Annotated in this window: 24 protein-coding genes and 6 tRNA genes; 19 read left to right on the forward strand and 11 right to left on the reverse strand. The window is 45.0% G+C overall.

The annotated features are described in order from the left end of the window. Positions 1-15: 15 nt before the first annotated feature. Both mnmA and WKT20_RS03270 read right to left on the reverse strand, forming a co-directional pair. Complete coding sequence (gene mnmA / locus WKT20_RS03265) at positions 16-1,086, reverse strand: tRNA 2-thiouridine(34) synthase MnmA (RefSeq protein WP_117702500.1); 1,071 nt, start codon at positions 1,084-1,086, stop codon at positions 16-18. 69 nt (positions 1,087-1,155) lie between these two features. Then, the gene (locus WKT20_RS03270; RefSeq protein WP_340416826.1) at positions 1,156-1,755 is read right to left on the reverse strand and encodes a MarC family protein; all 600 of its coding nucleotides are present in this window, start codon (positions 1,753-1,755) and stop codon (positions 1,156-1,158) included. Positions 1,756-1,938: 183 nt separating this feature from the next. On the opposite strand from WKT20_RS03270, the gene WKT20_RS03275 reads away from it, so the two are divergent. Genes WKT20_RS03275 through WKT20_RS03300 form a run of 6 tightly spaced genes read left to right on the forward strand, consistent with a single transcriptional unit; the run spans position 1,939 to position 7,853 of the window. Continuing rightward, positions 1,939-2,625 (forward strand): Crp/Fnr family transcriptional regulator, encoded by a 687-nt coding sequence (locus tag WKT20_RS03275; protein ID WP_007561101.1) that lies wholly within the window; start codon positions 1,939-1,941, stop codon positions 2,623-2,625. Between the two features lie 33 nt (positions 2,626-2,658). Then, a complete protein-coding gene (locus WKT20_RS03280) occupies positions 2,659-4,698 on the forward strand; it encodes a M3 family metallopeptidase (protein WP_340416827.1) in 2,040 nt (679 codons plus the stop codon). An 8-nt stretch (positions 4,699-4,706) separates the two neighbouring features. Next, on the forward strand, positions 4,707-5,180 hold the full coding sequence (locus tag WKT20_RS03285; RefSeq protein ID WP_117702481.1) for a DUF4847 family protein: 474 nt from the start codon (positions 4,707-4,709) through the stop codon (positions 5,178-5,180). A 10-nt stretch (positions 5,181-5,190) separates the two neighbouring features. Continuing rightward, positions 5,191-5,625, forward strand: coding sequence for a deoxycytidylate deaminase (locus tag WKT20_RS03290; RefSeq protein WP_117702480.1), 435 nt, complete (start codon positions 5,191-5,193; stop codon positions 5,623-5,625). 5 nt (positions 5,626-5,630) lie between these two features. Then, positions 5,631-7,283, forward strand: a complete 1,653-nt coding sequence (locus WKT20_RS03295; protein ID WP_340416828.1) for a S41 family peptidase — start codon at positions 5,631-5,633, stop codon at positions 7,281-7,283. A gap of 6 nt (positions 7,284-7,289) precedes the next feature. Next, positions 7,290-7,853, forward strand: a complete 564-nt coding sequence (locus WKT20_RS03300) for a 5-formyltetrahydrofolate cyclo-ligase (protein WP_270653360.1) — start codon at positions 7,290-7,292, stop codon at positions 7,851-7,853. On the opposite strand, the gene WKT20_RS03305 is transcribed toward WKT20_RS03300, so the two are convergent. After that, positions 7,828-8,118, reverse strand: a complete 291-nt coding sequence (locus tag WKT20_RS03305) for a DciA family protein (protein WP_007561091.1) — start codon at positions 8,116-8,118, stop codon at positions 7,828-7,830. The two genes, WKT20_RS03300 and WKT20_RS03305, sit on opposite strands and share 26 nt — an antisense overlap. After that, on the reverse strand, positions 8,105-9,226 hold the full coding sequence (gene recF / locus WKT20_RS03310) for a DNA replication/repair protein RecF (protein WP_340416829.1): 1,122 nt from the start codon (positions 9,224-9,226) through the stop codon (positions 8,105-8,107). The genes WKT20_RS03305 and recF overlap by 14 nt, the downstream gene beginning before the upstream one ends. Positions 9,227-9,374: 148 nt before the next feature. Between recF and WKT20_RS03315 the strand changes: the two genes are divergently transcribed. The 6 genes from WKT20_RS03315 to WKT20_RS03340 all read left to right on the forward strand — a co-directional run bounded on the left by WKT20_RS03315 (position 9,375) and on the right by WKT20_RS03340 (position 11,050). Next, a complete protein-coding gene (locus tag WKT20_RS03315; protein WP_340416830.1) occupies positions 9,375-10,052 on the forward strand; it encodes a tetratricopeptide repeat protein in 678 nt (225 codons plus the stop codon). Between the two features lie 105 nt (positions 10,053-10,157). Further along, positions 10,158-10,652: a 6,7-dimethyl-8-ribityllumazine synthase gene (gene ribH / locus WKT20_RS03320; RefSeq protein ID WP_340416831.1), complete on the forward strand. Its 495-nt coding sequence runs from the start codon at positions 10,158-10,160 to the stop codon at positions 10,650-10,652. Positions 10,653-10,702: 50 nt separating this feature from the next. Next, positions 10,703-10,785 (forward strand) — tRNA-Tyr (locus tag WKT20_RS03325). Between the two features lie 9 nt (positions 10,786-10,794). Then, positions 10,795-10,867, forward strand: a tRNA-Gly gene (locus WKT20_RS03330). Between the two features lie 17 nt (positions 10,868-10,884). Next, positions 10,885-10,967, forward strand: a tRNA-Tyr gene (locus WKT20_RS03335). Positions 10,968-10,977: 10 nt separating this feature from the next. Next, positions 10,978-11,050: transfer RNA gene (locus tag WKT20_RS03340), tRNA-Gly, on the forward strand. A gap of 50 nt (positions 11,051-11,100) precedes the next feature. Here WKT20_RS03340 and gcvT read toward each other — a convergent pair. Both gcvT and pepT read right to left on the reverse strand, forming a co-directional pair. Next, positions 11,101-12,186: a glycine cleavage system aminomethyltransferase GcvT gene (gene gcvT / locus WKT20_RS03345; RefSeq protein WP_117702475.1), complete on the reverse strand. Its 1,086-nt coding sequence runs from the start codon at positions 12,184-12,186 to the stop codon at positions 11,101-11,103. Between the two features lie 73 nt (positions 12,187-12,259). Continuing rightward, a complete protein-coding gene (gene pepT / locus WKT20_RS03350) occupies positions 12,260-13,489 on the reverse strand; it encodes a peptidase T (protein ID WP_117702474.1) in 1,230 nt (409 codons plus the stop codon). Positions 13,490-13,710: 221 nt separating this feature from the next. Between pepT and WKT20_RS03355 the strand changes: the two genes are divergently transcribed. Beyond that, positions 13,711-14,907: a BamA/TamA family outer membrane protein gene (locus tag WKT20_RS03355; protein ID WP_117702470.1), complete on the forward strand. Its 1,197-nt coding sequence runs from the start codon at positions 13,711-13,713 to the stop codon at positions 14,905-14,907. 116 nt (positions 14,908-15,023) lie between these two features. On the opposite strand, the gene WKT20_RS03360 is transcribed toward WKT20_RS03355, so the two are convergent. From WKT20_RS03360 to WKT20_RS03370, 3 genes are all read right to left on the reverse strand, one after another. Then, positions 15,024-16,430, reverse strand: a complete 1,407-nt coding sequence (locus WKT20_RS03360) for an amidophosphoribosyltransferase (protein ID WP_007563075.1) — start codon at positions 16,428-16,430, stop codon at positions 15,024-15,026. Positions 16,431-16,750: 320 nt separating this feature from the next. Further along, positions 16,751-16,824 (reverse strand) — tRNA-Thr (locus WKT20_RS03365). 20 nt (positions 16,825-16,844) lie between these two features. Then, positions 16,845-16,918: transfer RNA gene (locus WKT20_RS03370), tRNA-Thr, on the reverse strand. Positions 16,919-17,218: 300 nt separating this feature from the next. On the opposite strand from WKT20_RS03370, the gene WKT20_RS03375 reads away from it, so the two are divergent. From WKT20_RS03375 to WKT20_RS03400, 6 genes are read left to right on the forward strand one after another with little or no spacing between them, the layout of a single operon-like run. Further along, complete coding sequence (locus WKT20_RS03375) at positions 17,219-17,749, forward strand: DUF4199 domain-containing protein (RefSeq protein WP_117702468.1); 531 nt, start codon at positions 17,219-17,221, stop codon at positions 17,747-17,749. A 19-nt stretch (positions 17,750-17,768) separates the two neighbouring features. Continuing rightward, positions 17,769-18,722, forward strand: a complete 954-nt coding sequence (locus WKT20_RS03380) for a glycosyltransferase family 2 protein (RefSeq protein ID WP_117702467.1) — start codon at positions 17,769-17,771, stop codon at positions 18,720-18,722. After that, positions 18,722-19,222, forward strand: coding sequence for a DUF6452 family protein (locus WKT20_RS03385; protein ID WP_007563084.1), 501 nt, complete (start codon positions 18,722-18,724; stop codon positions 19,220-19,222). Before WKT20_RS03380 ends, WKT20_RS03385 begins: the two co-directional genes overlap by 1 nt. Next, the gene (locus tag WKT20_RS03390; RefSeq protein WP_117702466.1) at positions 19,170-19,916 is read left to right on the forward strand and encodes a DUF6048 family protein; all 747 of its coding nucleotides are present in this window, start codon (positions 19,170-19,172) and stop codon (positions 19,914-19,916) included. The genes WKT20_RS03385 and WKT20_RS03390 overlap by 53 nt, the downstream gene beginning before the upstream one ends. Before the next feature lie 5 nt (positions 19,917-19,921). After that, positions 19,922-20,494: a manganese efflux pump MntP gene (locus tag WKT20_RS03395; RefSeq protein ID WP_007563088.1), complete on the forward strand. Its 573-nt coding sequence runs from the start codon at positions 19,922-19,924 to the stop codon at positions 20,492-20,494. Between the two features lie 4 nt (positions 20,495-20,498). Further along, complete coding sequence (locus WKT20_RS03400) at positions 20,499-21,512, forward strand: FAD:protein FMN transferase (RefSeq protein WP_007563090.1); 1,014 nt, start codon at positions 20,499-20,501, stop codon at positions 21,510-21,512. A 254-nt stretch (positions 21,513-21,766) separates the two neighbouring features. Here WKT20_RS03400 and WKT20_RS03405 read toward each other — a convergent pair whose 3' ends face one another. Together WKT20_RS03405 and WKT20_RS03410 are read right to left on the reverse strand one after the other, a co-directional pair. Continuing rightward, positions 21,767-22,672 (reverse strand): DMT family transporter, encoded by a 906-nt coding sequence (locus WKT20_RS03405; protein WP_118165845.1) that lies wholly within the window; start codon positions 22,670-22,672, stop codon positions 21,767-21,769. Positions 22,673-22,774: 102 nt separating this feature from the next. Beyond that, positions 22,775-23,197 (reverse strand): ATP-binding protein (locus WKT20_RS03410; RefSeq protein WP_340416832.1); only part of this gene is annotated, 423 nt, incomplete at its 5' end.

Here is a 23,197-nt window from a genome sequence, read left to right on the forward strand (position 1 = left end):
TTACTCTTTCTGCTTTTAATAAATCTTTGCTCGAATCTCACCACTACCTATGCACAAACGAGCATCCTTGTCATAAATCACCCCGAATTGTCCGGGCGCTATGCCCTGTATCGGTTCCTCGCTGGAAACATGCAACGTTCCGTCTTCGGCAAAGCGCACTTTCCCAGTCTGAAAGGTGTCCGTGTGACGTATTTTGAAACAAATTTCAGTTTCCTGTTCTTTCCATGGATTCAGAGTGATAAAATGAAAATCCTTTACACAGAAGGAATGCCCAAACTGTTTTTCTGTATCATACCCATGCGACACATAGATAATGTTTTCTTCCACATTCTTGTCTACCACAAACCACGGACCACCGCCCAGTCCTAGCCCTTTACGCTGGCCTATGGTATGAAACCAGTATCCGCGGTGCTGTCCGATAACCTTTCCGGTTTCCAGTTCCACGACTGGCCCCGGACGTTCTCCCAAAAAACGACGGATAAAGTCATTGTAGTTTATCTTACCCAAAAAGCAAATACCCTGGCTGTCTTTCCGCCGTGCACTTGGCAAAGATGCTTTCACTGCCATATCCCGCACTTCTTCCTTGAGAAAACCGCCCAAAGGAAACATCAGGCGAGACACCTGCAAGTAGTCAATCTGAGCCAGGAAATCGGTCTGGTCTTTTACCGGGTCTTTGGCCGTAGCCAACCATGTATATCCGTCTATATCCAGCGTAGAAGCATAATGCCCCGTAGCAATCTTATCGTAACCCTGCCCGGCTTCACGGTCAAAACAGCCGAATTTTATCAGTTTGTTGCACATCACGTCCGGATTGGGAGTCAGCCCACAGCGTACCCTGTCTACCGTATATGCCACCACATTGTCCCAATAAGCCTGCTGTAAATCGACAATATGGAAAGAAAGGCCATATTTACGTGCAGTGGCAGAAGCCAGTTCAATATCCTCCTCCGCCGTACAAGTCAACCCATCGTCTGTATCCATACCGATTTTTATATAAAACAAATCAGGCTTATGTCCTTGTTCACACAACAGATGCACGGCTACTGCACTGTCCACTCCTCCCGAAATCAACGCTGCTACATTCATATCTTTCTTTTTTAACGGCAAATATACCACCGGCATTCCACATGCCCAATACCCTTTTCAGGGTATATCTCATTTCATAGCCTGGAACTGCTCGATAAGCGAAGTGATGTTTGCCGTAAACAAACGGGCTGAAATGGCCAGCAAAATGATACCGAAAAACTTACGGATTACGTAAATACCACCCTTCCCCAGCAGACGTTCAATACGATCGGTCAATTTCATGACAATAAATACCCATACCATATTAAGAATCAATGCCAGCACGATGTTGATGGGTGCATATTCCGCCCGCAGTGAAAGCAAAGTGGTAAACGCACCGGCACCAGCCAACAAAGGGAAGACCAAAGGTACCAGCGTGGCCTCCTTAATCGGACCTGTATTCTTGAAAATTTCAATATCCAGAATCATTTCCAACGACATCAGGAAGATGACAAACGCACCGGCTACCGCAAACGAAGCGATGTCTACCTGAAACAAACGCAACATCATGTCGCCCGCATAAAAAAATCCTAGAAGAAGTGTAAAAGCAATGAGAGTGGCTTTAAGGGCATTCACGGACCGCCCTTTCTGTTTCAAATCCAGAATAATAGGAATGGAACCAATAATGTCAATCACGGCAAAAAGAACGATAAAGGCACTCAGAAACTGCTGAAAATCTAATCCACTCATAGCTATATCCAAAATTATTACTGCAAAGTTATGATTTTTCTACACACTTGCAAGGGAAGAACAAACATTATCAGACTGTAAGAAAGAATAAAAAAGATAAAAGGCATAAATGGACGATACTTTCAGTAGGGAAATATACTTAACTTTGTATGTTAAAAGATAACTTAATAAAGTTAACGAGAAATGGAATTGACAATGTACGATAAGCTTTTACAGCTACCTCTATTTCAGGGTATGTCGAAATTTGACTTCACTGACATTCTGGAAAAAGTAAAAATTCACTTCAACAAATATGAACCTGGAAGCTGCCTGGTTAGACAGGATACTCCATGCAACCAACTCATTTTTGTGCTGGATGGAGAAGTACAAATAGAGTCCAAGGACAGAGCCCATCAATATACAATTTGGGAAACTTTTAAAAGTCCGAATGTAATCGAGCCTTATTCTTTGTTTGGCATGCGTCCTTACTTCACAGCTTCTTACACGGCGGTTACGGAGGTCAACACACTGAACATTGACAAATCATACATTCTCAATGAGCTATGCCGGTATGAGGTGTTCAACCTGAACTACATGAACATGTTGAGCAACCGGAGTCAGGTAATTTACAACAAATTGTGGAATTCGCATATCGGAAAAACGCGCGACAAGATTATCAACTTTCTTCTGCTGCGCTGCATGACTCCATACGGAGCGAAAAAACTGTCTATCCGAATGGAAGATTTGGCACGCCTGATTGACGATACCCGCATCAACGTATCGAACGTATTGAACGACCTTCAAAACCGGGGACTGATTCAGTTAGGACGGCGTACCTTCAGCATTCCCGAACTAAGGGAGGTAGTACTGCTGTTAGATAAGAAAGACTAAGCGTAATTACAACCTTTATTTTTTTGAAGCAATATGAACAATCCATTTTTACAACCCTATCATACACTCCACGATACTACTCCTTTCCAGCAGATACGGATTGAAGACTACGAACCGGCCGTTCGGGAAGGCATGCGACTGGAAGACGAAGAAATTCAACAAATCACCAGCAATCCGGAAGAACCGACTTTCCAGAACACCATTTTAGCTCTGGAGCATGCCGGGAAAACCCTCGACCGGGTCACTACCATACTCTTCAACCTGCTGAGTGCGGAAACCTGCGACGCGCTGGAAGAAATAGCAGAAAAGCTGACTCCGGCACTGTCTGAACATGCCAATAACATCAGCCTCAACGAACAGCTCTTTGCCCGCGTAAAAGCGGTATACGATAAAAAAGAATCCTTGCAGCTGACTCCAGAAGAACGTCGTTTGCTGGAAAAGTCATACGACGGTTTTGTTCGCAACGGAGCCAATCTGTCTGAAGAAGACAAGGCTACTTTCCGAAAGCTGAGCATGGAACTGAGCAGCCTGACATTGAAATTCTCGCAGAATCACCTGAAAGAAACCAATGGCTACGAACTGGTGCTGCACACCGAGGACGAACTGGCCGGACTTCCAGAAAATGCCATAGAAGCAGCCGCACATACGGCACACGAAAAAGGGAAAGAAGGTTGCTGGGTAATCACTCTGCAGGCCCCAAGCTACGTGCCTTTCATGAAATACAGTGACAAGAGGGAACTGAGAAAGACGCTCTACATGGCTTATAACACCCAATGTTGTCACGACAATGAATTCAACAACCTGAAGATTGTGGAACAGCTGGTCAACCTCCGCATGGAACTGGCTCAACTGTTGGGCTTCAAGAATTACGCTGAATATGTACTGAAAAAACGCATGGCCGAAAACAGCGAAAATGTATACAAGCTGTTGAACGACCTGCTGGAAGCTTATACACCGACTGCTCGTCAGGAAGTAGAAGAAATCCGTGCCCTGGCCCGCGAACTGGAAGGTGAAGACTTCGAACTGATGCCGTGGGATTTCTCTTACTATGCGGAAAAGCTGAAAAACCGGAAATTCAGCCTGGATGAAGAAGCGCTCCGCCCTTACTTCGAACTGAGCCGTGTAAAAGCCGGTGTATTCGGACTGGCTACCCGCTTGTATGGCATCACTTTCAAGGAAAACAAGGAAATTCCGGTATATCATCCGGACGTACAGGCGTATGAAGTGTTCGACCGCGACGGAAGTTTCCTGGCTGTACTCTACACAGACTTCCATCCCCGCGAGGGCAAGCGTTCGGGTGCCTGGATGACCAGCTATAAGGAACAATGGATAGACGACAACGGATGTAACAGCCGTCCGCATGTGTCTGTCACCATGAATTTTACCAAACCGACCAAGGACAAACCTGCCCTGCTGACATTCTCGGAGGTAAATACCTTCCTGCACGAATTCGGGCACGCATTGCACGGCATGTTTGCCAATACCCGTTTCCAAAGCATGAGCGGAACCAACGTGTACTGGGATTTTGTGGAACTTCCTTCACAAATCATGGAAAACTTTGCCATAGAAAAAGAATTTTTGAATACATTCGCATGTCATTACCAGACAGGCGAACCCATTCCGCAAGAACTGATTCAGCGCATCGTTGATGCTTCCAATTTCAACGTGGCATACGCCTGCCTGCGCCAGCTCAGCTTCGGATTCCTTGATATGGCCTGGTACACTCGCCAAAGCAAGTTCGAAGGCGATGTAAAAGCCTACGAAAAAGAGGCATGGCAGCGTACGCAACTGCTTCCGCAACCGGAAGATACCTGCATGAGCGTACAGTTTGGTCACATCATGTCGGGAGGATATTCTGCCGGATATTACAGCTACAAATGGGCTGAGGTGCTGGATGCCGATGCTTTCTCCGTATTCAAGGAGACAGGCATCTTCAATCAGGAAACTGCCCGTTCATTCCGTGAGAATGTACTGTCAAAAGGAGGTACTGAGCACCCGATGACATTATACAAACGTTTCCGTGGTCAGGAGCCGACCATTGAAGCACTATTAAAAAGAAATGGTATAAAATAAGGATACAAATGAAGACATTCAGACTCTACTGGTTCTTTACGTTACTCCTGTTACTAGCCGGATGTAACCAGAAAGACGATGTTAACGAAATTTTCTCCAGCGGACAGACGTGGCACTGGAGCAACTCCTATAGTACCAGTGACTGGAAGGATGACAACAAATTCAATTCCACACTGACACGTGATGAAGTAGCTAAAATCAACGACAGCCAGGACAGCTACAACATCATTTTCAAGGAAGACGGTACCGTGGAAGGCAACGGAAGTAATTTCAGTTTTACCGGTACATGGAGTGCCAACGGAGAAGACCAGAGCTTTTCTATCCAGTTAAAGCCCAGCGGTAATCGCAGCGGACTGGACAAAACGTTTTATGACGAAATAAGCAATGCCAAATTCTATCGGGGAAGTTCCAGAACCATCAAGCTGTTCAACCTCGACAAGAATCATTATATTCAATTCTATCCCAAAGGATTCAACGATTAAGCATACCACTATGAAACCAACGGAACATAAGCAAGAAATACTGGACAAACGCTACATGCGCATGGCCTTAATCTGGGCAGAGAACTCCTATTGCCAACGGCGGCAGGTAGGCGCATTGATTGTCAAAGACAAAATGATTATTTCAGATGGCTACAACGGTACTCCTGCCGGCTTTGAGAATGTGTGCGAAGATGAGAACGGAGTAACCCGCCCCTATGTGCTTCATGCTGAAGCCAATGCCATCACCAAGATAGCCCGCTCCAGTAACAGCAGCGAAGGAGCTACCATGTATGTCACCGCCTCCCCTTGTATCGAATGTGCCAAACTGATTATTCAGGCCGGCATCAAACGAGTGGTATATGCAGAAAAATACCGTTTGGAAGACGGGTTGGACTTGCTGAAAAGAGCCAATATTGAAGTTGTATATCTTAACCCCAATGAATAAATAACATGAAAAACAATAACACACGCTTTATCCCGTTCCTGTTGGCCATCTGCCTGATTGCGGGCATCGCCATCGGCACATTCTATGCCAACCATTTCTCAGGAAACAAGCTGGGCATCATCAACACTTCATCCAACAAGCTGAATGCGTTGTTGCGCATCATCAACGACCAATATGTAGATACGGTAAACATGGGCGAACTGGTGGAAGAAGCCATGCCGCAGATTCTTTCGGAACTCGACCCGCATTCTTCTTATATTCCGGCCAAGGACCTGGAAGCTGTAAACGCCGATTTGAAAGGTAGTTTCAGCGGTATCGGTATCCAGTTTACCATTCAGAACGATACCATTCATGTAAACAGCGTCATTCAGGGCGGTCCCTCGGAAAAAGTGGGTTTGATGGCAGGCGACCGTATTGTGGAAGTAGATGATTCTGCTTTTGTCGGTAAGATTGTGACAAACAGTGAAGCCATGAAACGTCTGAAAGGTGAAAAAGGCAGCAAGGTGAAACTGGGTGTTTACCGTCCGGGCGAAAAGGACTTGCTTCATTTCACTGTTATCCGTGGAAACATTCCAGTGAAGAGTATCGATGCCGCCTATATGATTAATGAAAAGGTAGGCTACATAAAAGTCAACAAGTTTGGTGAAACCACTTATCCGGAACTGCTTATCGCACTGGCCAAACTGAATCAGAAGAACTGTGAAGGCCTGATTGTCGACCTGCGTGGAAATACGGGAGGTTACATGGCTGCTGCCATCCAGATGGTCAACGAGTTCTTGCCAAACAACCGTCTGATTGTCTACACCCAGGGACGCAAGTCGCCGCGCGAAGACTACAACTCCAACGGAACAGGAAGCAACCAGAAGATGCCGCTTGTGGTACTGGTGGACGAAGGTTCGGCTTCTGCCAGCGAAATCTTTGCCGGAGCCATCCAGGACAATGACCGCGGTACCATCGTAGGACGCCGTTCTTTCGGAAAAGGTTTGGTACAGCAGCCCATTGAATTCAGCGACGGCTCTGCCATCCGTCTGACCATCGCACGCTACTACACCCCATCCGGACGCTGCATACAGAAACCTTACGAAAAAGGTAAGGAATCGGAATACGAACTCGATTTGCTCACTCGTTATGAACACGGCGAATTCTTCTCTGCCGACAGCATCAAGCAGGATGAAACTGAAGTATATCACACCCGCCTGGGCCGTCCGGTATACGGAGGAGGAGGTATAATGCCCGACATTTTCGTACCACAGGACACAACCGGCATGACCTCGTACTTCCGCATGGCTGCTAACCGTGGACTGATTATCCGCTACACATTCGACTATACCGACCAGAACCGCAGCACCTTGCAGAAATATGATACTCCGGAAAAGATGGAAGCTTACCTGAAAGGACAAAACCTGCTGAATAAGTTTGCCGCATGGGCGGAGAAAAAAGGCTTGAAGCGCCGTAACAACCTGATGATGAAGTCACGCCGCTTGTTCGAAATGAGTTTGTACGGAAACATTATCTATAACATGCTGGGTATGGAAGCATACGTGGAATACCTGAATGAATCGGACAAGACCGTACTGAAAGCCGTAGAAATTCTGGAAAAAGGTGAATCTTTCCCTCAGGCTCCAAGCCCGCAAGCAACTACTGACAAAAAGGAATGATACCTTATGGATAAAAAGGAACTGCGACGGTTAATCGCACAAGAAAAACGGAATTATTCCGTTGCTCAAAAAACTGAATGGTCTTCCAGCTTGTTTCAAAAGCTGGAGGACCATCCATTGTTTTTGCAGTCACACACTCTCCTGCTCTATCACTCGCTACCCGATGAAGTACTGACTCACGAGTTCATCAAGCGCTGGCATCCATACAAGCGCATTGTGCTTCCACTTGTCAAAGGAGATGAACTGGAATTCCGATATTATGAAGGGGAAGATTCATTACAAATCGGTGCTTTCGGCATTGAAGAGCCCACCGGTAGCCTGGTAGAAAATCTGCATGAAATAGAGCTGAGTATTATTCCTGGTGTGGCCTTCGACTGCTCAGGCAACCGGTTAGGACGTGGAAAAGGATATTACGACCGCGCCTTGACCAAACTGCAATCCTATCGCATAGGGGTATGCTTTCAATTGCAACTGCTGCCACATATTCCCGTAGAAGCCACAGACCTGCCCATGGACGAAATATGGACAGAACAAGGCTGCGTATTCAGCGGAACACAATGTTCACAATAACCTGGGAGCCGACCTGGGCATTCAGGTTACGAATCAGCATTTCACGTCCCATCATCAGTTCCTGACGAATCACGGAAGAAGAAAGACTGACATAAAGTACCTGGTTTTTAATAAAAAGATTCGTGGTGTAACGGGTAATGACCGGTCCCACCACATCTTTCCAGGCATCCACCAGACGATATTCATTCAAAGGAGTCTCCAGCCCTTGCTGGCGGAGAAACTGCCGGAGCACATCGCCAATCTGTTCAGTGTTATTCCGCTTCATAAGACTCCTTTCGTTCGGACACTTCTCCGTTTTCCACCTCAAACAGTTTGTAATCGCCCTCTATCTTTTTCAAGATACGGTCCAGATGGTCACGGTTGGTATCGGTAATAAAAATCTGTCCGAAATTATCTCCTGCCACTAATTTGACAATCTGCTCTACACGAAGTGCATCCAGTTTGTCGAAAATATCATCCAGCAGAATCAAAGGAGTCGTACCGCTTCCGGTACGCTTCAAAAATTCAAACTGTGCCAGCTTGAGGGCAATCAAGTAGGTTTTGTTCTGCCCCTGAGAACCTTCCCGCTTCATGGGGAATTCTCCCAACTGCATAATCAAATCGTCCTTATGAATGCCTTTCAAGGAATACCCCATCACCCGGTCACGCTGACGATTGGTACGCAGCAAGGCAAGCAAATCACCCTCTGCCGCATGCGACTGGTAAAAAAGCTTTACCTCCTCCTGGTTTTGGGATATATAAGAATAGTATGACTGGAAAATCGGAATAAACTCATCGATGAACTGCTGACGTTTACGAAATACCACTTCACCCGTAGAAGCCATCATCTCTTCCCATACGTTCATCAGTTCTTCGTCGGGCTCCAGTTCCGCTTTCAGCAACGTATTACGCTGTACCAAGGCTTTATTGTAGCGAATCAGCGCATCCAGATATTCCCGGTCGAACTGCGAAATCACCACGTCCATGAATCGTCTTCTTTCCTCACTCCCCCCGGCAATAAGCAACGTATCAGCCGGAGAAACCATCACTAAAGGAATCAATCCGATGTGGTCGGACAAGCGGGTATACTCTTTCTTATTCCGCTTGAACTGCTTCTTCTGCCGACGCTTCAACCCGCAATACACTTCTTCCGGATCACCGTCTTCTGTTTCATAAAAACCTTGCAGCACAAAGAAGTCCTGTTCGTGCCGTATATTCTGAGAATCAATAGGGTTAGTTGCACTCTTACAAAAAGAAAGATAATACACAGCATCCATCAGGTTGGTCTTTCCCATCCCGTTCTTTCCGATAATGCAGTTCATCTTGCGGGAAAAAGCCAGCTCGGCCTGTTCCAGATTCTTATAGTTTAATATCGAAATGCGTTTAAGCCACATAAAAACAATCACTATTTGGGATACAAATTTAACAATAAAAGCAAGATTGATTAAAAAAACTGCCCGCAAATTTCATTTATACACATAAATCAACTACTTTTGCTGTCCAAATACGTGGATTGGAAAAATAATAAAAAACAAATATCAAATGACTGAACAAAAACACACTAATGACCCATTGAATGTAGACGAAGCGCTCAGCACTTCAGAAGCATTCCTAATTAAAAACAAGAATGCACTTTTGGGAGCAGTAGTCGCTCTGGTAGTTATCGTCGGAGGTTTCCTCGGATACAAACATTTCATTTCTGAACCGAATGAACTGAAAGCTTCAGAAGCTATCTTCAAAGGTGAACAGTATTTCGGAGCTGACAACTTTGAAGTTGCCTTGAAAGGTGACAGTCTGGGATATGCAGGTTTTGTGAAACTGGCAGACGAATTCAGCGGTACAGATGCAGGAAACCTGGCAAACGCATACGCAGGACTTTGCTATGCACAGTTAGGCAAATACGAAGATGCTATCAAATATCTGGATAAATTCAGCGGTGATGATTTACTGGTTGCTCCTTCAGTAATGGGAGCTCTGGGAAACTGCTATGCACAGACTGGACAACTTGACAAAGCTGCCGCTACTTTGCTGAAAGCAGCCGACCGTGCCAACAGCTTGTCAATTAGCCCGATTTTCCTGATTCAGGCTGGACAAATCCTGGAAAAACAAGGAAAGAATGCAGAAGCCGTAGAAGCTTACAAGCAGGTTAAAAATAAATACGGTAACTCATATCAAGCAATGGATATCGATAAGTACATCGAACGTGCTTCTTTGAAATAAACCACAAGAAACATACTTCTATTAGTATAAGTATCATTCAGGCCGGACCGAGGTTTTTCGGTCCGGCTTTTTTCTTTAACATACAAACTTAAAAAGACAAACAATATGGCTACAGTTTATCACAATCTTTCAGATTACGACTTTAACTCCGTACCCGATGCCTCACAGATGCGCTTCGGTATCGTAGTATCTGAATGGAATCATAACATTACGGGAGCTTTACTTGAAGGAGCAGTCAACACATTGAAAAAACACGGAGCAAAGGATGAAAACATCCTGGTATATTACGTTCCGGGTAGTTTCGAACTGACTTTCGGCTCATCACAACTTGTTAAAAGTGGAAAAGTAGATGCAGTCATTGCATTAGGCTGCGTAGTACGTGGCGATACGCCTCATTTTGACTATGTGTGTGCCGGAGCTACCCAAGGCATTACAGAACTGAATGCAACTACCGATACACCAGTCATTTACGGCCTCATCACAACTAATAACATGCAGCAGGCAGAAGACCGTGCCGGAGGGAAATTAGGAAATAAAGGTGACGAATGTGCAATTACAGCAATAAAAATGATCGATTTTATTTGCAAGTTAAAAAAATAATCGTACCTTTGCATCGCAATTGAGAAAAGCACTAAACCTTGATTGCAGACGGGCAAATACCAGAGTGGCCAAATGGGGCAGACTGTAAATCTGCTGGCTTACGCCTTCGGTGGTTCGAATCCATCTTTGCCCACTAAAAATTGCGGAAGTAGCTCAGTTGATAGAGCATTAGCCTTCCAAGCTGAGGGTCGCGGGTTTGAGCCCCGTCTTCCGCTCTTTTTAAAATATTGTTGGGCAAGTACCAGAGTGGCCAAATGGGGCAGACTGTAAATCTGCTGGCTTACGCCTTCGGTGGTTCGAATCCATCCTTGCCCACCGCAAATTTGCGGAAGTAGCTCAGTTGATAGAGCATTAGCCTTCCAAGCTGAGGGTCGCGGGTTTGAGCCCCGTCTTCCGCTCATGAAAAAAGCCTGTCTTTCGACAGGCTTTTTTCGTATCCTTTTCTTGCTTATTTCCGGAAAGGAGGTTTCACTACCTGCGCTTTCAGTTTTCTTCCACGATTGTCCAGATAAATCTCCGTACCCGGCTTACTGTATTCGGTCTTCACGTATCCCATACCGATACCTATCTTACGCATAGGAGACATGGTTCCTGAAGTAACCTGACCGATAGGCTCTCCGGCCTCATTCAGCAACGCATAGCCATGACGGGGAATTCCACGGTCAATCATCTCAAAACCTACTAATTTCCGGCTGACACCTTCTGCTTTTTGTTTCTCCAATGCCGCACGATTGGTGAAATTCTTACCCTCCACAAATTTGGTAATCCAGCCCAATCCAGCTTCCAACGGAGAGGTTTCATCAGTAATGTCATTCCCGTACAGACAGAAGCCCATTTCCAGACGCAGTGTATCGCGAGCACCCAAGCCTATCGGCTTGATGCCAAACTCCTGACCTGCTTCGAAAATCGCATCCCAGATTTTCATGGCTACTTCCGGATAAAAATATAATTCAAAGCCCCCGGCTCCGGTGTATCCGGTATTGGAAATAATCACATTCGGTACTCCAGCAAATTCACCAACTTTGAATGTATAATAAGGAATGGATGACAAATCTACAGAAGTCAGTTTTTGAAGCGTTTCGCAAGCCTTAGGCCCCTGAATGGCCAACTGTGCCATACGGTCGGAAGAATTCTCTAGTTCTGCTCCTACCCGATTATGAGCCATGCACCAGTTCCAGTCCTTTTCAATGTTAGCGGCATTGACAACCAACATGTATTTATCCGGTTCGTATGCATACACCAACAGGTCGTCCACAATCCCTCCGGTCTCATTAGGAAAACAAGTGTACTGCACCTTGCCCGGTGTAAGCACAGCAGCGTTATTGGAAGTCACTTCCTGAATAAATTCGAGTGCATGAGGGCCTTTTACCCAAAATTCACCCATGTGAGAAACATCGAAAACACCTACCGAATGGCAGACTGTGAGATGTTCATCAATAATTCCTGAATATTCAATTGGCATGTTGTAACCCGCAAACTCATGCATCTTGGCTCCGAGTGCAATGTGTTTCTCGGTAAATGGAGTTGTTTTCATAAGGTATATATTAAGGTTGATAAATAAGTTGCGAGTCCGACCTCGGCAAGGCGAACCCGCAATCGTTGTATAATTAGCAGTATCTTTTAGCAGTAAGTTCCGCAATCTTTACCACCACGTTCATGGCTTTTTCGATAGACTGTACAGGAACAAACTCATAACGTCCGTGGAAATTCAATCCGCCGGCAAAGATATTCGGACACGGAAGTCCTTTGAATGAAAGTTGCGCACCGTCCGTACCTCCACGAATTGCTTTTACTTTCGGAGTCACCCCAGCTTCCTGCATTGCTGCAAAAGCTATATCAATGATATACATCAACGGTTCCACCTGCTGGCGCATGTTATAGTACTGGTCTTTCAGCTCTACGGTAACCGTACCCTCTCCGTACTTCTCGTTCAACTGTGCAGCATAGTTCAGCAAAGCCTGCTTACGTGCTTCAAACTTCTCACGGTCATGGTCGCGAACAATATATGAAAGCACCGTATTTTCCACTTCACCTTCCATACCAATCAGATGATAGAAGCCTTCGTATCCTTCCGTCGTACCCGGCGTTTCATTTGCAGGCAATAGAGAAGCATATTCATTGGCCACCAACAAAGAGTTAATCATCTTGTTTTTTGCATATCCTGGGTGTACATTGCGTCCCTTTACCCGAATCTTTGCAGCTGCAGCATTGAAATTTTCAAATTCCAGTTCGCCAACTTCTCCTCCGTCCATGGTATAAGCCCACTTCGCACCAAATTTCTCCACATCAAACTTGTGAGCTCCCAGACCGATTTCCTCATCCGGATTAAAACCGATACGAATATCACCATGCTTGATTTCCGGATGTGCAATCAGATAAGCCACCGCACCTACAATTTCTGCAATTCCGGCTTTATCGTCCGCCCCCAACAAGGTATGACCGTCGGTCACAATCAAATCCTCACCTACATGATCCAGCAGTTCCGGGAAATTAGCAGGAGACAGAATGATATTCTCCTCCGCACACAGAGGAATATCCTTTCCATCGTATTTCTCTACGATACGCGGTTTCACATTCTCTCCGCTCATATCGGGACTGGTATCCATGTGGGCAATAAAGCCTACCACCGGAACCTCATGGTCCACATTCGAAGGAAGTGTGGCAAACAAATACCCGTTTTCGTCCAAGGAAATATCTTTCAATCCCAGTTCCTCCAGCTCCGTTTTCAGGTATTGCGCAAATACCATCTGCTTCGGCGTACTCGGAGTGACACCGGTCGATTCGTCCGACTGCGTATCAAAAGTCACATACTTTAAAAAGCGTTCAATTACTGTCATATCACTTTATTGTTTACAAATATCTTACTTTTGTAAAAGTAAAAAATACCCAGAGAATGACCAAAAGACTTACCATTTTTTATCAGAACGCAAGGATGATTTACCTACTTACGGCGAAAATTCAGACACCAGTCTGCCTTTTAAGTTAAAAAGACAAGGGAATCCAAAAACTCTTAAAATAAGCCCAATCAGATTCGACTCTTTTTTTGTAATTTTGTCGTATGAAAAAATACTTACTCATTTGCATCTATTGCCTGTTCATCGTAGCAGGATATGCACAAGAATCTCTTCAAGACAGTCTGCCACACCATCAATTGACAGAAAAAGAGCTCAAGAAACAGAAAAAAGCAGCCCGCAATTTTCATTATAACATATTGGGAGGACCGAGTTATACCCCTGATTTTGGCTTGCTGATAGGCGGAAGTGCCCTGATGACATTCCGCATGAACCCGAAAGATACCACCATGCACCGTTCAGTTATCCCTGCTTCCGTAGCTTTCATGTTCAACGGGGGACTAAATCTGGTGGTAAAACCACAGCTTTTCTTCAAGAACGACCGCTTCCGTATTTTCGGACAGTTTACATTCAAGAATACCCAGGAAAACTTCTATGGCGTAGGATATAATACCAATAAGAATTATGTACGCAGTGACACGACCAGCCAGTATCGCTACAGCGGCATACAGATTAACCCGTGGTTCCTTTTCCGTCTGGGAGAAAGCAACTTTTTTGCAGGGCCACAGATTGACATTACCTACGACCACATTATGGATCCGGCCAAATATCTGGTGGAACAGCCTGACTACAAACGTGCAGGAGGTACCGCCGACGGCTACAAGGATTTCAGTTCCGGGGTAGGTTTCCTGCTTACTTACGACACACGCGACGTTCCAGCCAACCCTTACAAAGGTCTCTACTTCGACTTAAGAGGACTGATATACCAGAAGTTTTTAGGCAGTTACTCTAACTTCTCTCATCTGGAACTGGACTACAGACAGTACAAGAGCGTCGGGAAACGAAAGGTAGTGGCATGGACGGTACAAAGCAAGCACTCTTTCGGGCACAATCTTCCGCTGAATAAATACGTACTGAGCGGTACTCCTTTCGACTTGCGAGGATATTACATGGGGCAGTACCGCGATAAATCTTCGCACGTGGCACTGGCCGAATATCGCCAGATGTTCAATACAGACCAGAGCAATTGGATTAAAAGAGTAATCAATCGTCTAGGCTTCGTAGCCTGGGGAGGATGCGGATTTATGGGACCTACGCCTGGAAAAATAGAAGGAGTGCTTCCTAATGCCGGCCTGGGACTTCGCATAGAAGTACAGCCCCGCATGAATGTCCGACTGGATTTAGGACGCGATTTCACCAACAAGCAGAATCTGTTTTATTTCAACATGACCGAAGCATTCTAAAAAAGCACACCGACATTCATCCCTCTTCACCAAAGAGAATTTCAAAGAGTTTTTATGCATAAAAAAGGGAGGTTCGTTTGAACCTCCCTTTCTATATTTATATTCAGCAAAATTCATCAGAAACAGCTGGAACCATCGAAGCAATGTGTACAAACTTTGCACTTCGGCAAGCCAATAGCTTCAATCAAGGTTTCCAGCGTATTGAACTTCAATGAAGTCAATCCGAAACGGGCACGAATACGTTCTACCAGTTCCTTGTATTCCGGAGAATCTGTAGTAGCGTATTTGTCGAGTTTAGCATTTTCATCACCCTCAATTTCCTTGATGATACGACGGGTTATCAACTCCATATCTCCCTTAGAAGATGTAAAGCCAATGAAAGGACATCCGTAAATCAGCGGCGGACAAGCAATACGCATGTGTACCTCTTTTGCTCCGTAATCGTAAAGAATGTTCACATTGTCACGAAGCTGAGTACCACGTACGATAGAATCATCGCAGAACAACAGACGCTTGCCTTGCAGCATGGCACGGTTAGGAATCAACTTCATCTTGGCTACCAGCGAACGCATGCTCTGGTTGCTCGGAGTAAAACTTCTGGGCCAAGTCGGGGTGTACTTGGCTATAGCACGATGATAAGGAATTCCCTTACCTTCTGCATAACCTAAAGCCATACCTACCCCCGAATCAGGAATACCGCAGGCACAGTCCACTTCAGATTCATCTGTCTGTCCCATCTTGTATCCGCTCATGAAGCGAACTTCTTCCACATTCTTACCTTCATAACAAGAAACAGGGAAACCGTAATATACCCACAAGAAAGAGCAGATCTGCATCTTCTCGTTCGGTTTGCGAAGCTGTTCAAGACCGTCGGCACGCATGCGCAGAATTTCACCCGGTCCTACATATTTGTCAATTTCAAAATCCAGGTTCGGCAAACTGCTTGACTCGCTGGTGGCAGCGTATGCCCCATCCTTCTTTCCGATGATAATTGGTGTACGTCCCCATTTGTCACGAGCCACAATGATACCATCTTCAGTGAGAATCAACATAGAGCAGGAACCCTTGATTTTGTTGAATACATTTTCAATGCCATCCACAAAATCCTTTCCTTGTACAATAAGCAATGCTACCAGCTCCGTAGGGTTGGTTTTTCCCATGCTCATCTCCGAAAAGTGCATATTGTTGCTCAACAACTCCTGCACCAGTTCATCCATGTTGTTAATCTTCGCTACCGTTACAATGGCAAAACGTCCCAAATGAGAATTAATCATCATCGGTTGAGGATCCGTATCACTGATGACACCAATTCCCGCCTTTCCCTTGAACTTAGGAAGTTCACTCTCGAACTTCGTGCGAAAATAAGAACTCTCCAGATTGTGAATCGAACGTATGAAACCCTCGCCTTCGGCGTATGTCGCCATTCCGGCGCGTTTCGTTCCTAAATGTGAATTATAATCCGTACCGTAAAATAAATCGGTCACGCATTCAGCCTTAGAGACTGTTCCGAAAAAACCACCCATTCTGTATGTATGTTATTTAGTTGTTATGATTTTCGGGTGCAAAAATACAGAAAAAAACGGGAAGTCATTGCCAAGCTTTTTCTATAAACATATTTTTTAATACAATGAGTGAACAATTTCATCCTTCCGCTTGTTTATACATCATAACTCCTTTACAGAATCCCCCTTTTCCAACAAGGGAAGAAGCCGCACGTAAATCATACAAAGGGCTTAACTAGACTTTACACTATGTACAAAAGCCGCCGTACAACACCGGCGGCTTTTCTTTTTCCTTATTTATAAACACAAAAAAAGTTGAACAAAACTGTCCAACTTTTCTGAGCCTCTTGTCGGATTCGAACCAACGACCCCGAGATTACAAATCACGTGCTCTGGCCAACTGAGCTAAAGAGGCGATAATCATGTCTTTTCTTGAGCCTCTTGTCGGATTCGAACCAACGACCCCGAGATTACAAATCACGTGCTCTGGCCAACTGAGCTAAAGAGGCGGGTGGGTAAGCTTACCATATCGCGCCGCTACAACCAACTACCTTTGCTGCGATCAAGCCCTGGAGGATTCGAAGGGAGCTGGCCGTATGGGACTTACCCGTATTTCAACATGTTCTCGACAGACATCTTACCGATGTTTCTCGATTGCGGGTGCAAAGGTAGGCATTTTTTTTGAATACGCAATACCTTCATGAAAAAAAATATACCAAAATGGTAAAGAATATGATTTTTCAGTCTTTTTATATACCATAGCTCACTGAAAAAGACTACTTTTGTAACCATTATCAAACGTAACTATCATGACAACAGAAAGACCGATAACCTTGCAGGAATACGCCATGCGGTTTGGAACTTACATGGGATTGTTCTGGATTTTCAAATTCATCTTCCTCCCCATAGGCTTTTCCATCCCGTTGCTTCAGCTCCTGTTTATCCTGATGACCCTCTTTGTACCGGTGTTAGGCTACATTTATGCACGCCGCTACCGCAACCAGTATCATGAAGGTAATTTTTCTTTCACTCAGGCGTTCAGTTTCTGCTTTCTGATGTATCTTTTTGCTTCTATCCTGACAGCGCTGGCACACTACGTGTATTTCCGCTTCATTGATCAGGGTTACTTGTTGAATACGTATCTGGACCAACTGGAAAATATAAAGGATTCAGTAACTGGTGATATGAAGATTTCCGTAGAACAACTTATCGGCAGTCTGAATGTCATTTCTTCTCTCAGTTCTTTACAACTGACCTTTCAGCTGCTTTCGCAGAACTTCTTCTATGGAATTCTGTTAGCTATTCCCACCGGTCTGGTAGTCATGAAAAAGAAAAACTAATCGCTTTAGCAATATAAATATGGATATATCTGTAGTCGTACCTCTATATAATGAAGAGGAGTCCTTACCCGAACTGTATGCTTGGATTGAACGCGTAATGCATGAGCATCATTTTACTTACGAAGTTATCTTTGTAAATGATGGCAGTACAGACCACTCCTGGCAGGTCATCGAAGAACTTAGCCGGAAGTCAAAAGAAGTGAAAGGCATCAAGTTCCGCCGTAATTATGGAAAATCACCTGCCTTATTCTGCGGATTCAAGAAAGCAGAGGGAGATGTAATCATCACCATGGATGCTGACTTACAGGACAGTCCGGATGAGATTCCGGAACTTTACCGCATGATTACAGAAGACGGCTATGACTTGGTTTCCGGATGGAAACAGAAGCGCTATGACCCGCTGTCGAAAACAATCCCGACCAAACTATTCAATGCTACCGCACGTGCGGTTTCGGGAATACATAATCTGCACGACTTCAACTGCGGACTGAAAGCCTATCGCCGGGACGTAGTGAAAAACATTGAGGTGTACGGCGAAATGCACCGCTATATTCCCTACTTGGCTAAAAATGCCGGCTTCAACCGTATCGGAGAAAAGATTGTACATCATCAGGCACGCAAATATGGAAAGACCAAGTTCGGACTGAACCGTTTCGTCAACGGCTACCTGGATTTGCTTACCTTGTGTTTCTTGTCTACCTTCGGCGTGAAACCGATGCACATCTTCGGCTTCTTAGGCTCCATCATGTTCATCCTGGGATTTATCGCTGTCATTGTGGTAGGTGCCACCAAACTCTATGACATGTATTGCGGCAATCCATATCGCCTGGTAACCGAAAGTCCCTATTTCTATCTGGCACTGACCACCATGATATTAGGAACCCAGCTTTTCCTGGCCGGATTTATCGGAGAACTGATAGCACGCAATTCTCCTGAAAGAAACAACTATCAAATCGAGAAAGAAATTGAATAATGAAAAAACTACCGATTGTATTAGGTATCCTCTTGGTGGCAGTCGTTTCCTTTTTTCCAGCTTGTGAAGTGGAAAACTGTCCGCCCAATGCACTAGCGTATGCCCAATTTGCATTTGTAGACCAATATGGACGATCTGTGCAGTACACCGATACACTCACAGTCATCGGGCAGTTGGAAACCGCTGATACGACAATTTACGACACGCTGATCAATAAGTCAACCAACACAAGTACGCTCAGCCTGCCGCTCAGCTACGGAGAACAAACCCGGTTTATTCTTCAGTATGCCAACCGTCAGCGAGACATCCTTACAATTACTCACCGCAATATCCCTTACTTTATCAACCTGGATTGCGGTACCATGATGTTTTATGAAGTTACCAATGCGGAAACTACCACCCGTATGCTCGATTCGCTTGTCATTACCAATCCGAACATAGATAATTATGAGAAAGAGAATTTCAAGATATATTTCACTATTTCTGATACTAACGAGTAGCTGTCTTTTGCTTTCTCCCTTGCAGGCACAGAAACCGGGCGTACATAAAGCAACTCCCGCAGAGATTAAAAAGGAAGACAAGAAGAAAGCTGAGCCGACAGAGCCTGTTCCGCTCTATCAGGGAACGAGCATAGGAGTGGAAATTGCCGGACTGGGAAGTTATTTATTAGGCAGCGACATTCTGAATACTGAAATTGCCGTACAAGCCAACTTGAAAAATCGCTTTCTTCCCGTCATTGAAGTGGGATACGGAAAGGCAGATGCCATAAATGATGGAAACAACTTGCATTACAAGACTTCTGCTCCTTACTTCCGTATCGGAATGGATTATAATGTGTTTTACAAAAAGACACACCTCCCGGGGTATTTGTATGTGGGTCTTCGCTACGGTATGAGTTCATTCAGTTATGATGTAGACGGCCCTAGCATGACCGACCCAAACTATGGCGGAGAAATCTCTTATCCGTTTGCTTATTCCGGAATGAAAAGTAGTGCCAGCTGGCTGGAAGGCGTATTCGGACTTAAAGTGAAAATATACAAAGGTTTCTGCATGGGTTGGAGTGTGAGATACAAAATGAGAATGAGCGTAGAAGGTCATGACAATTCCATTCCATGGTATGTCCCCGGATTTGGAAAAAATGCCGGGAGCAGTTTTAACTTGACGTATAATCTCATATACAACTTACCCTTCTGATTCACATGAATTTAATCGAAACCATTTTATTGTCTATCAGTCTGGCTATCGACTGTTTCACCGTATCCGTAACCAGCGGAATTATTCTGCACCGTATCCAATGGGGCACATTTTTACGAATGGCTTTTTTCTTCGGTCTCTTTCAGGCACTGATGCCCTTCTTGGGATGGTTAGGTGCCAGTCGTTTCCAGCATCTGATTGAAGCCTACGACCATTGGATTGCCTTTGCCCTATTGGCATTTTTAGGTATCCGCATGATACGTGCGCAATTTAAAGAAGAAGAAACCGCTTCCTTCAACCCTACCAGCCTGAAAGTGACACTGGCATTGGCTGTAGCCACCAGTATTGATGCATTGGCCATCGGTATCTCGTTTGCCTTTGCCGGATTCAAGCAATTGGAAAGTCTTTGGATGCCTCTGACCAGTATTGGAATTGCCTCTTTCGTACTCTCACTAGCAGGAAGCCTCATCGGCGTATTCTTCGGCAAGCGTTTTCACCTGCGGGTGGAAATCTTCGGAGGACTAGTACTGATTGGCATTGGTATCAAAATATTAGTAGAACATTTATTCTTGCAATAAAATCATGAACAAAAACAACTTAAAATGGCAGTTGCCGTTTCTTGTGCTACTCATCGTAGGAACGGTACTGATTCTGAGAAAACAATCTCCTTACCAGACCGACCAGGGACTGGTATTCGGTACGGTCTATAAAATTACTTACCAATCATCCGAAAACCTGAAAGAAGAGATTGAGAAAGAACTGCAGAAAGTAGACAACTCTTTGTCGCCGTTCAACAAGCAATCGGTCATTACCCGCATCAACCACAATACAGACATGCACGCCGACAGCCTGTTTGTGTATGTATTCAATATGGCCAAAGAAATCTCCAACGAAACCGGAAAGGCTTACGATGTAACCGTGGCTCCGTTAGTCAACGCCTGGGGATTCGGCTTCAAGCACTCCCAGTTTCCTGATTCACTGACCATCGACAGCCTGCGTCAGTTTGTAGGCATCGACAAAGTACAGCTTAATGCAGAAGGAGAAGTAGTTAAAGCCGACCCGCGCATGATGCTAGACTTCAGCTCTATCGCTAAAGGGTTTGGTGTAGACTGTGTGGCACGGTTGTTCGACCGCAAAGGTATCAAGAATTACATGATTGACATTGGTGGAGAACTGGTACTGAAAGGACAGAACAGCAAAATGGAAACCTGGCGTATCGGCGTGAACAAACCTATTGACGATTCTTTGTCTGTCAATCAGGAACTGCAGACCGTGTTAGAAATCACCAATGCCGGTATGGCTACTTCGGGCAACTACCGTAACTTCTATTACAAAGACGGAAAGAAGTATGCACATACTATCGACCCTCGTACGGGATACCCGGTACAGCACAATATTCTTTCATCTACCGTCATCGCGAAGGACTGTGCCACAGCCGATGCCTACGCCACTGCCTTCATGGTACTGGGACTGGATTCAGCCAAGGCCATCTGTAGTGCCCATCCTGAACTGGATGCCTATTTTATCTACTCGGACAAAGACGGGAAATTGCAGACTTACTCTACCGAGGGTATGAAGAAATACATGCGAAACTAAAAAAGGCCTTGTTCAAGACAGGGTATAAAAAATGCCGGAACGTAAAAAAGTACGCTCCGGCATTTTTTATCTTATCAAGATTCTACACCAGCCTTCTTCAGGCAAAAGTATCCGTACAACCTTCTTTTCCCAGTACTTCTTAGGAAGTACTGAAGTACTGCCGTGAAAGTACCAAAGTACTTCTTAGAAAGTACTGGAGTACTGCCAAGGAAGTACTGACACATCTCCAGTCGGTTCAATAAAAGACCTTGTAATTATCCTAATACATTTCCTAAATAGAGGAAGAACATACCAATCAGCACTAAAATCAAATCGACCACCTTGCTCTTCAGGTTCTTCTCGCGGAATATCATGGCACCAAACAGGAAGGAAACCACCACGCTTCCCCGTCGCACCATAGACACAATGGAAATCATGGCCCCGTCCATACCAAGCGCATAGAAATACACGAAATCAGCTGCCGACAAGAATACGGAAATCAGGATAATGCACCAGTCCCAGTGAAACGGTGTACTGCTTTTCCGCTTGGGCCACCACAAGAACATCAGCACTCCTCCCATCAGGAAAAGCTGGTACACATTGTACCACGCCTGTACCACCATGTTGTTGAAGCGTCCCATCAGGTATTTATCGTACAGACCACTGACGGCACCTAACACAGCCGCCAGAACCACAAACCAAATCCATTTGTCGTGCTTGAAATCGATTCCTTCCTTCTTTCCCGAACGGCTCAGCATGAAGAACGAAATGATGGCCATCAGCACACCAATCCACTGGTACACATTCAGGCGTTCACCAAATATCAGCAAGGCGCCTACCAACGTCATGACCGGACGGGTAGCATTGATGGGGCCGACAATGGTCAAAGGTAGGTGTTTCATACCGAAATAACCGAAAGTCCACGAAGAAAGCACGATAAACGATTTCAGGATAATGAACTTATGTACCTCCCAACCTGCTGAAGGCACGTAGAAAAGCGTATCCTGCAACGCCGCCGGATGAAAGTACGAAACTAAAATAAACGGTAAAAAAATCAGACTCGAAAAAAGCGTATTCAGTCCCAGTACCGGAAGAACCGCATTGTTTGCCAATGATTTTTTCTTGAAGACATCATAAAAGCCCAGCAACGCCGCTGAGCAAAAAGCCAGTAATAACCACATGTTTCTTTACGTTAAATCGAATTACAGCCTGCAAAATTAGACAATAAAGCCGTGACTGACAAGTTTATTCCACAGAACCTTCTACCATTTTTCAGAAAGCGTTTACAATGTATATTTATCCGTGTCCTTCCCTTGCTCCGGACGTCGTTCTGGAAATGAAATACGAAAACGTGTCAGACCATCAGCATAAGTCCGCAAAGAGAATGTACACCCCAGTCTGGTCAATACTTCCCGAATGAAAATCAATCCGATACCTTGCCCGTTAGGTTTGGTCGAAAAGAACGGACTGAACAATTTCGTTTCCACCTCCTTACTGATACCTTTTCCGGAATCGGCAATTTCAAGCATGACCGGAGATACTGATGTACGAATAAAAATATCCCCTCCCTGCCCGATACTTTCTGCCGCATTCTTAATAATATTCACCAGAACCTGTTCAAACAGAACCGTATCAATCCACACTTTCGGGTTCTCCACACATAACTCATTATGCAGCGTAATCTGCCGCTCCCGACAGATTGTTTC

This window comes from Phocaeicola sp. ICN-14070, from assembly GCF_037892625.1.
GTDB classification, from domain to species: Bacteria; Bacteroidota; Bacteroidia; order Bacteroidales; family Bacteroidaceae; genus Phocaeicola; species Phocaeicola plebeius.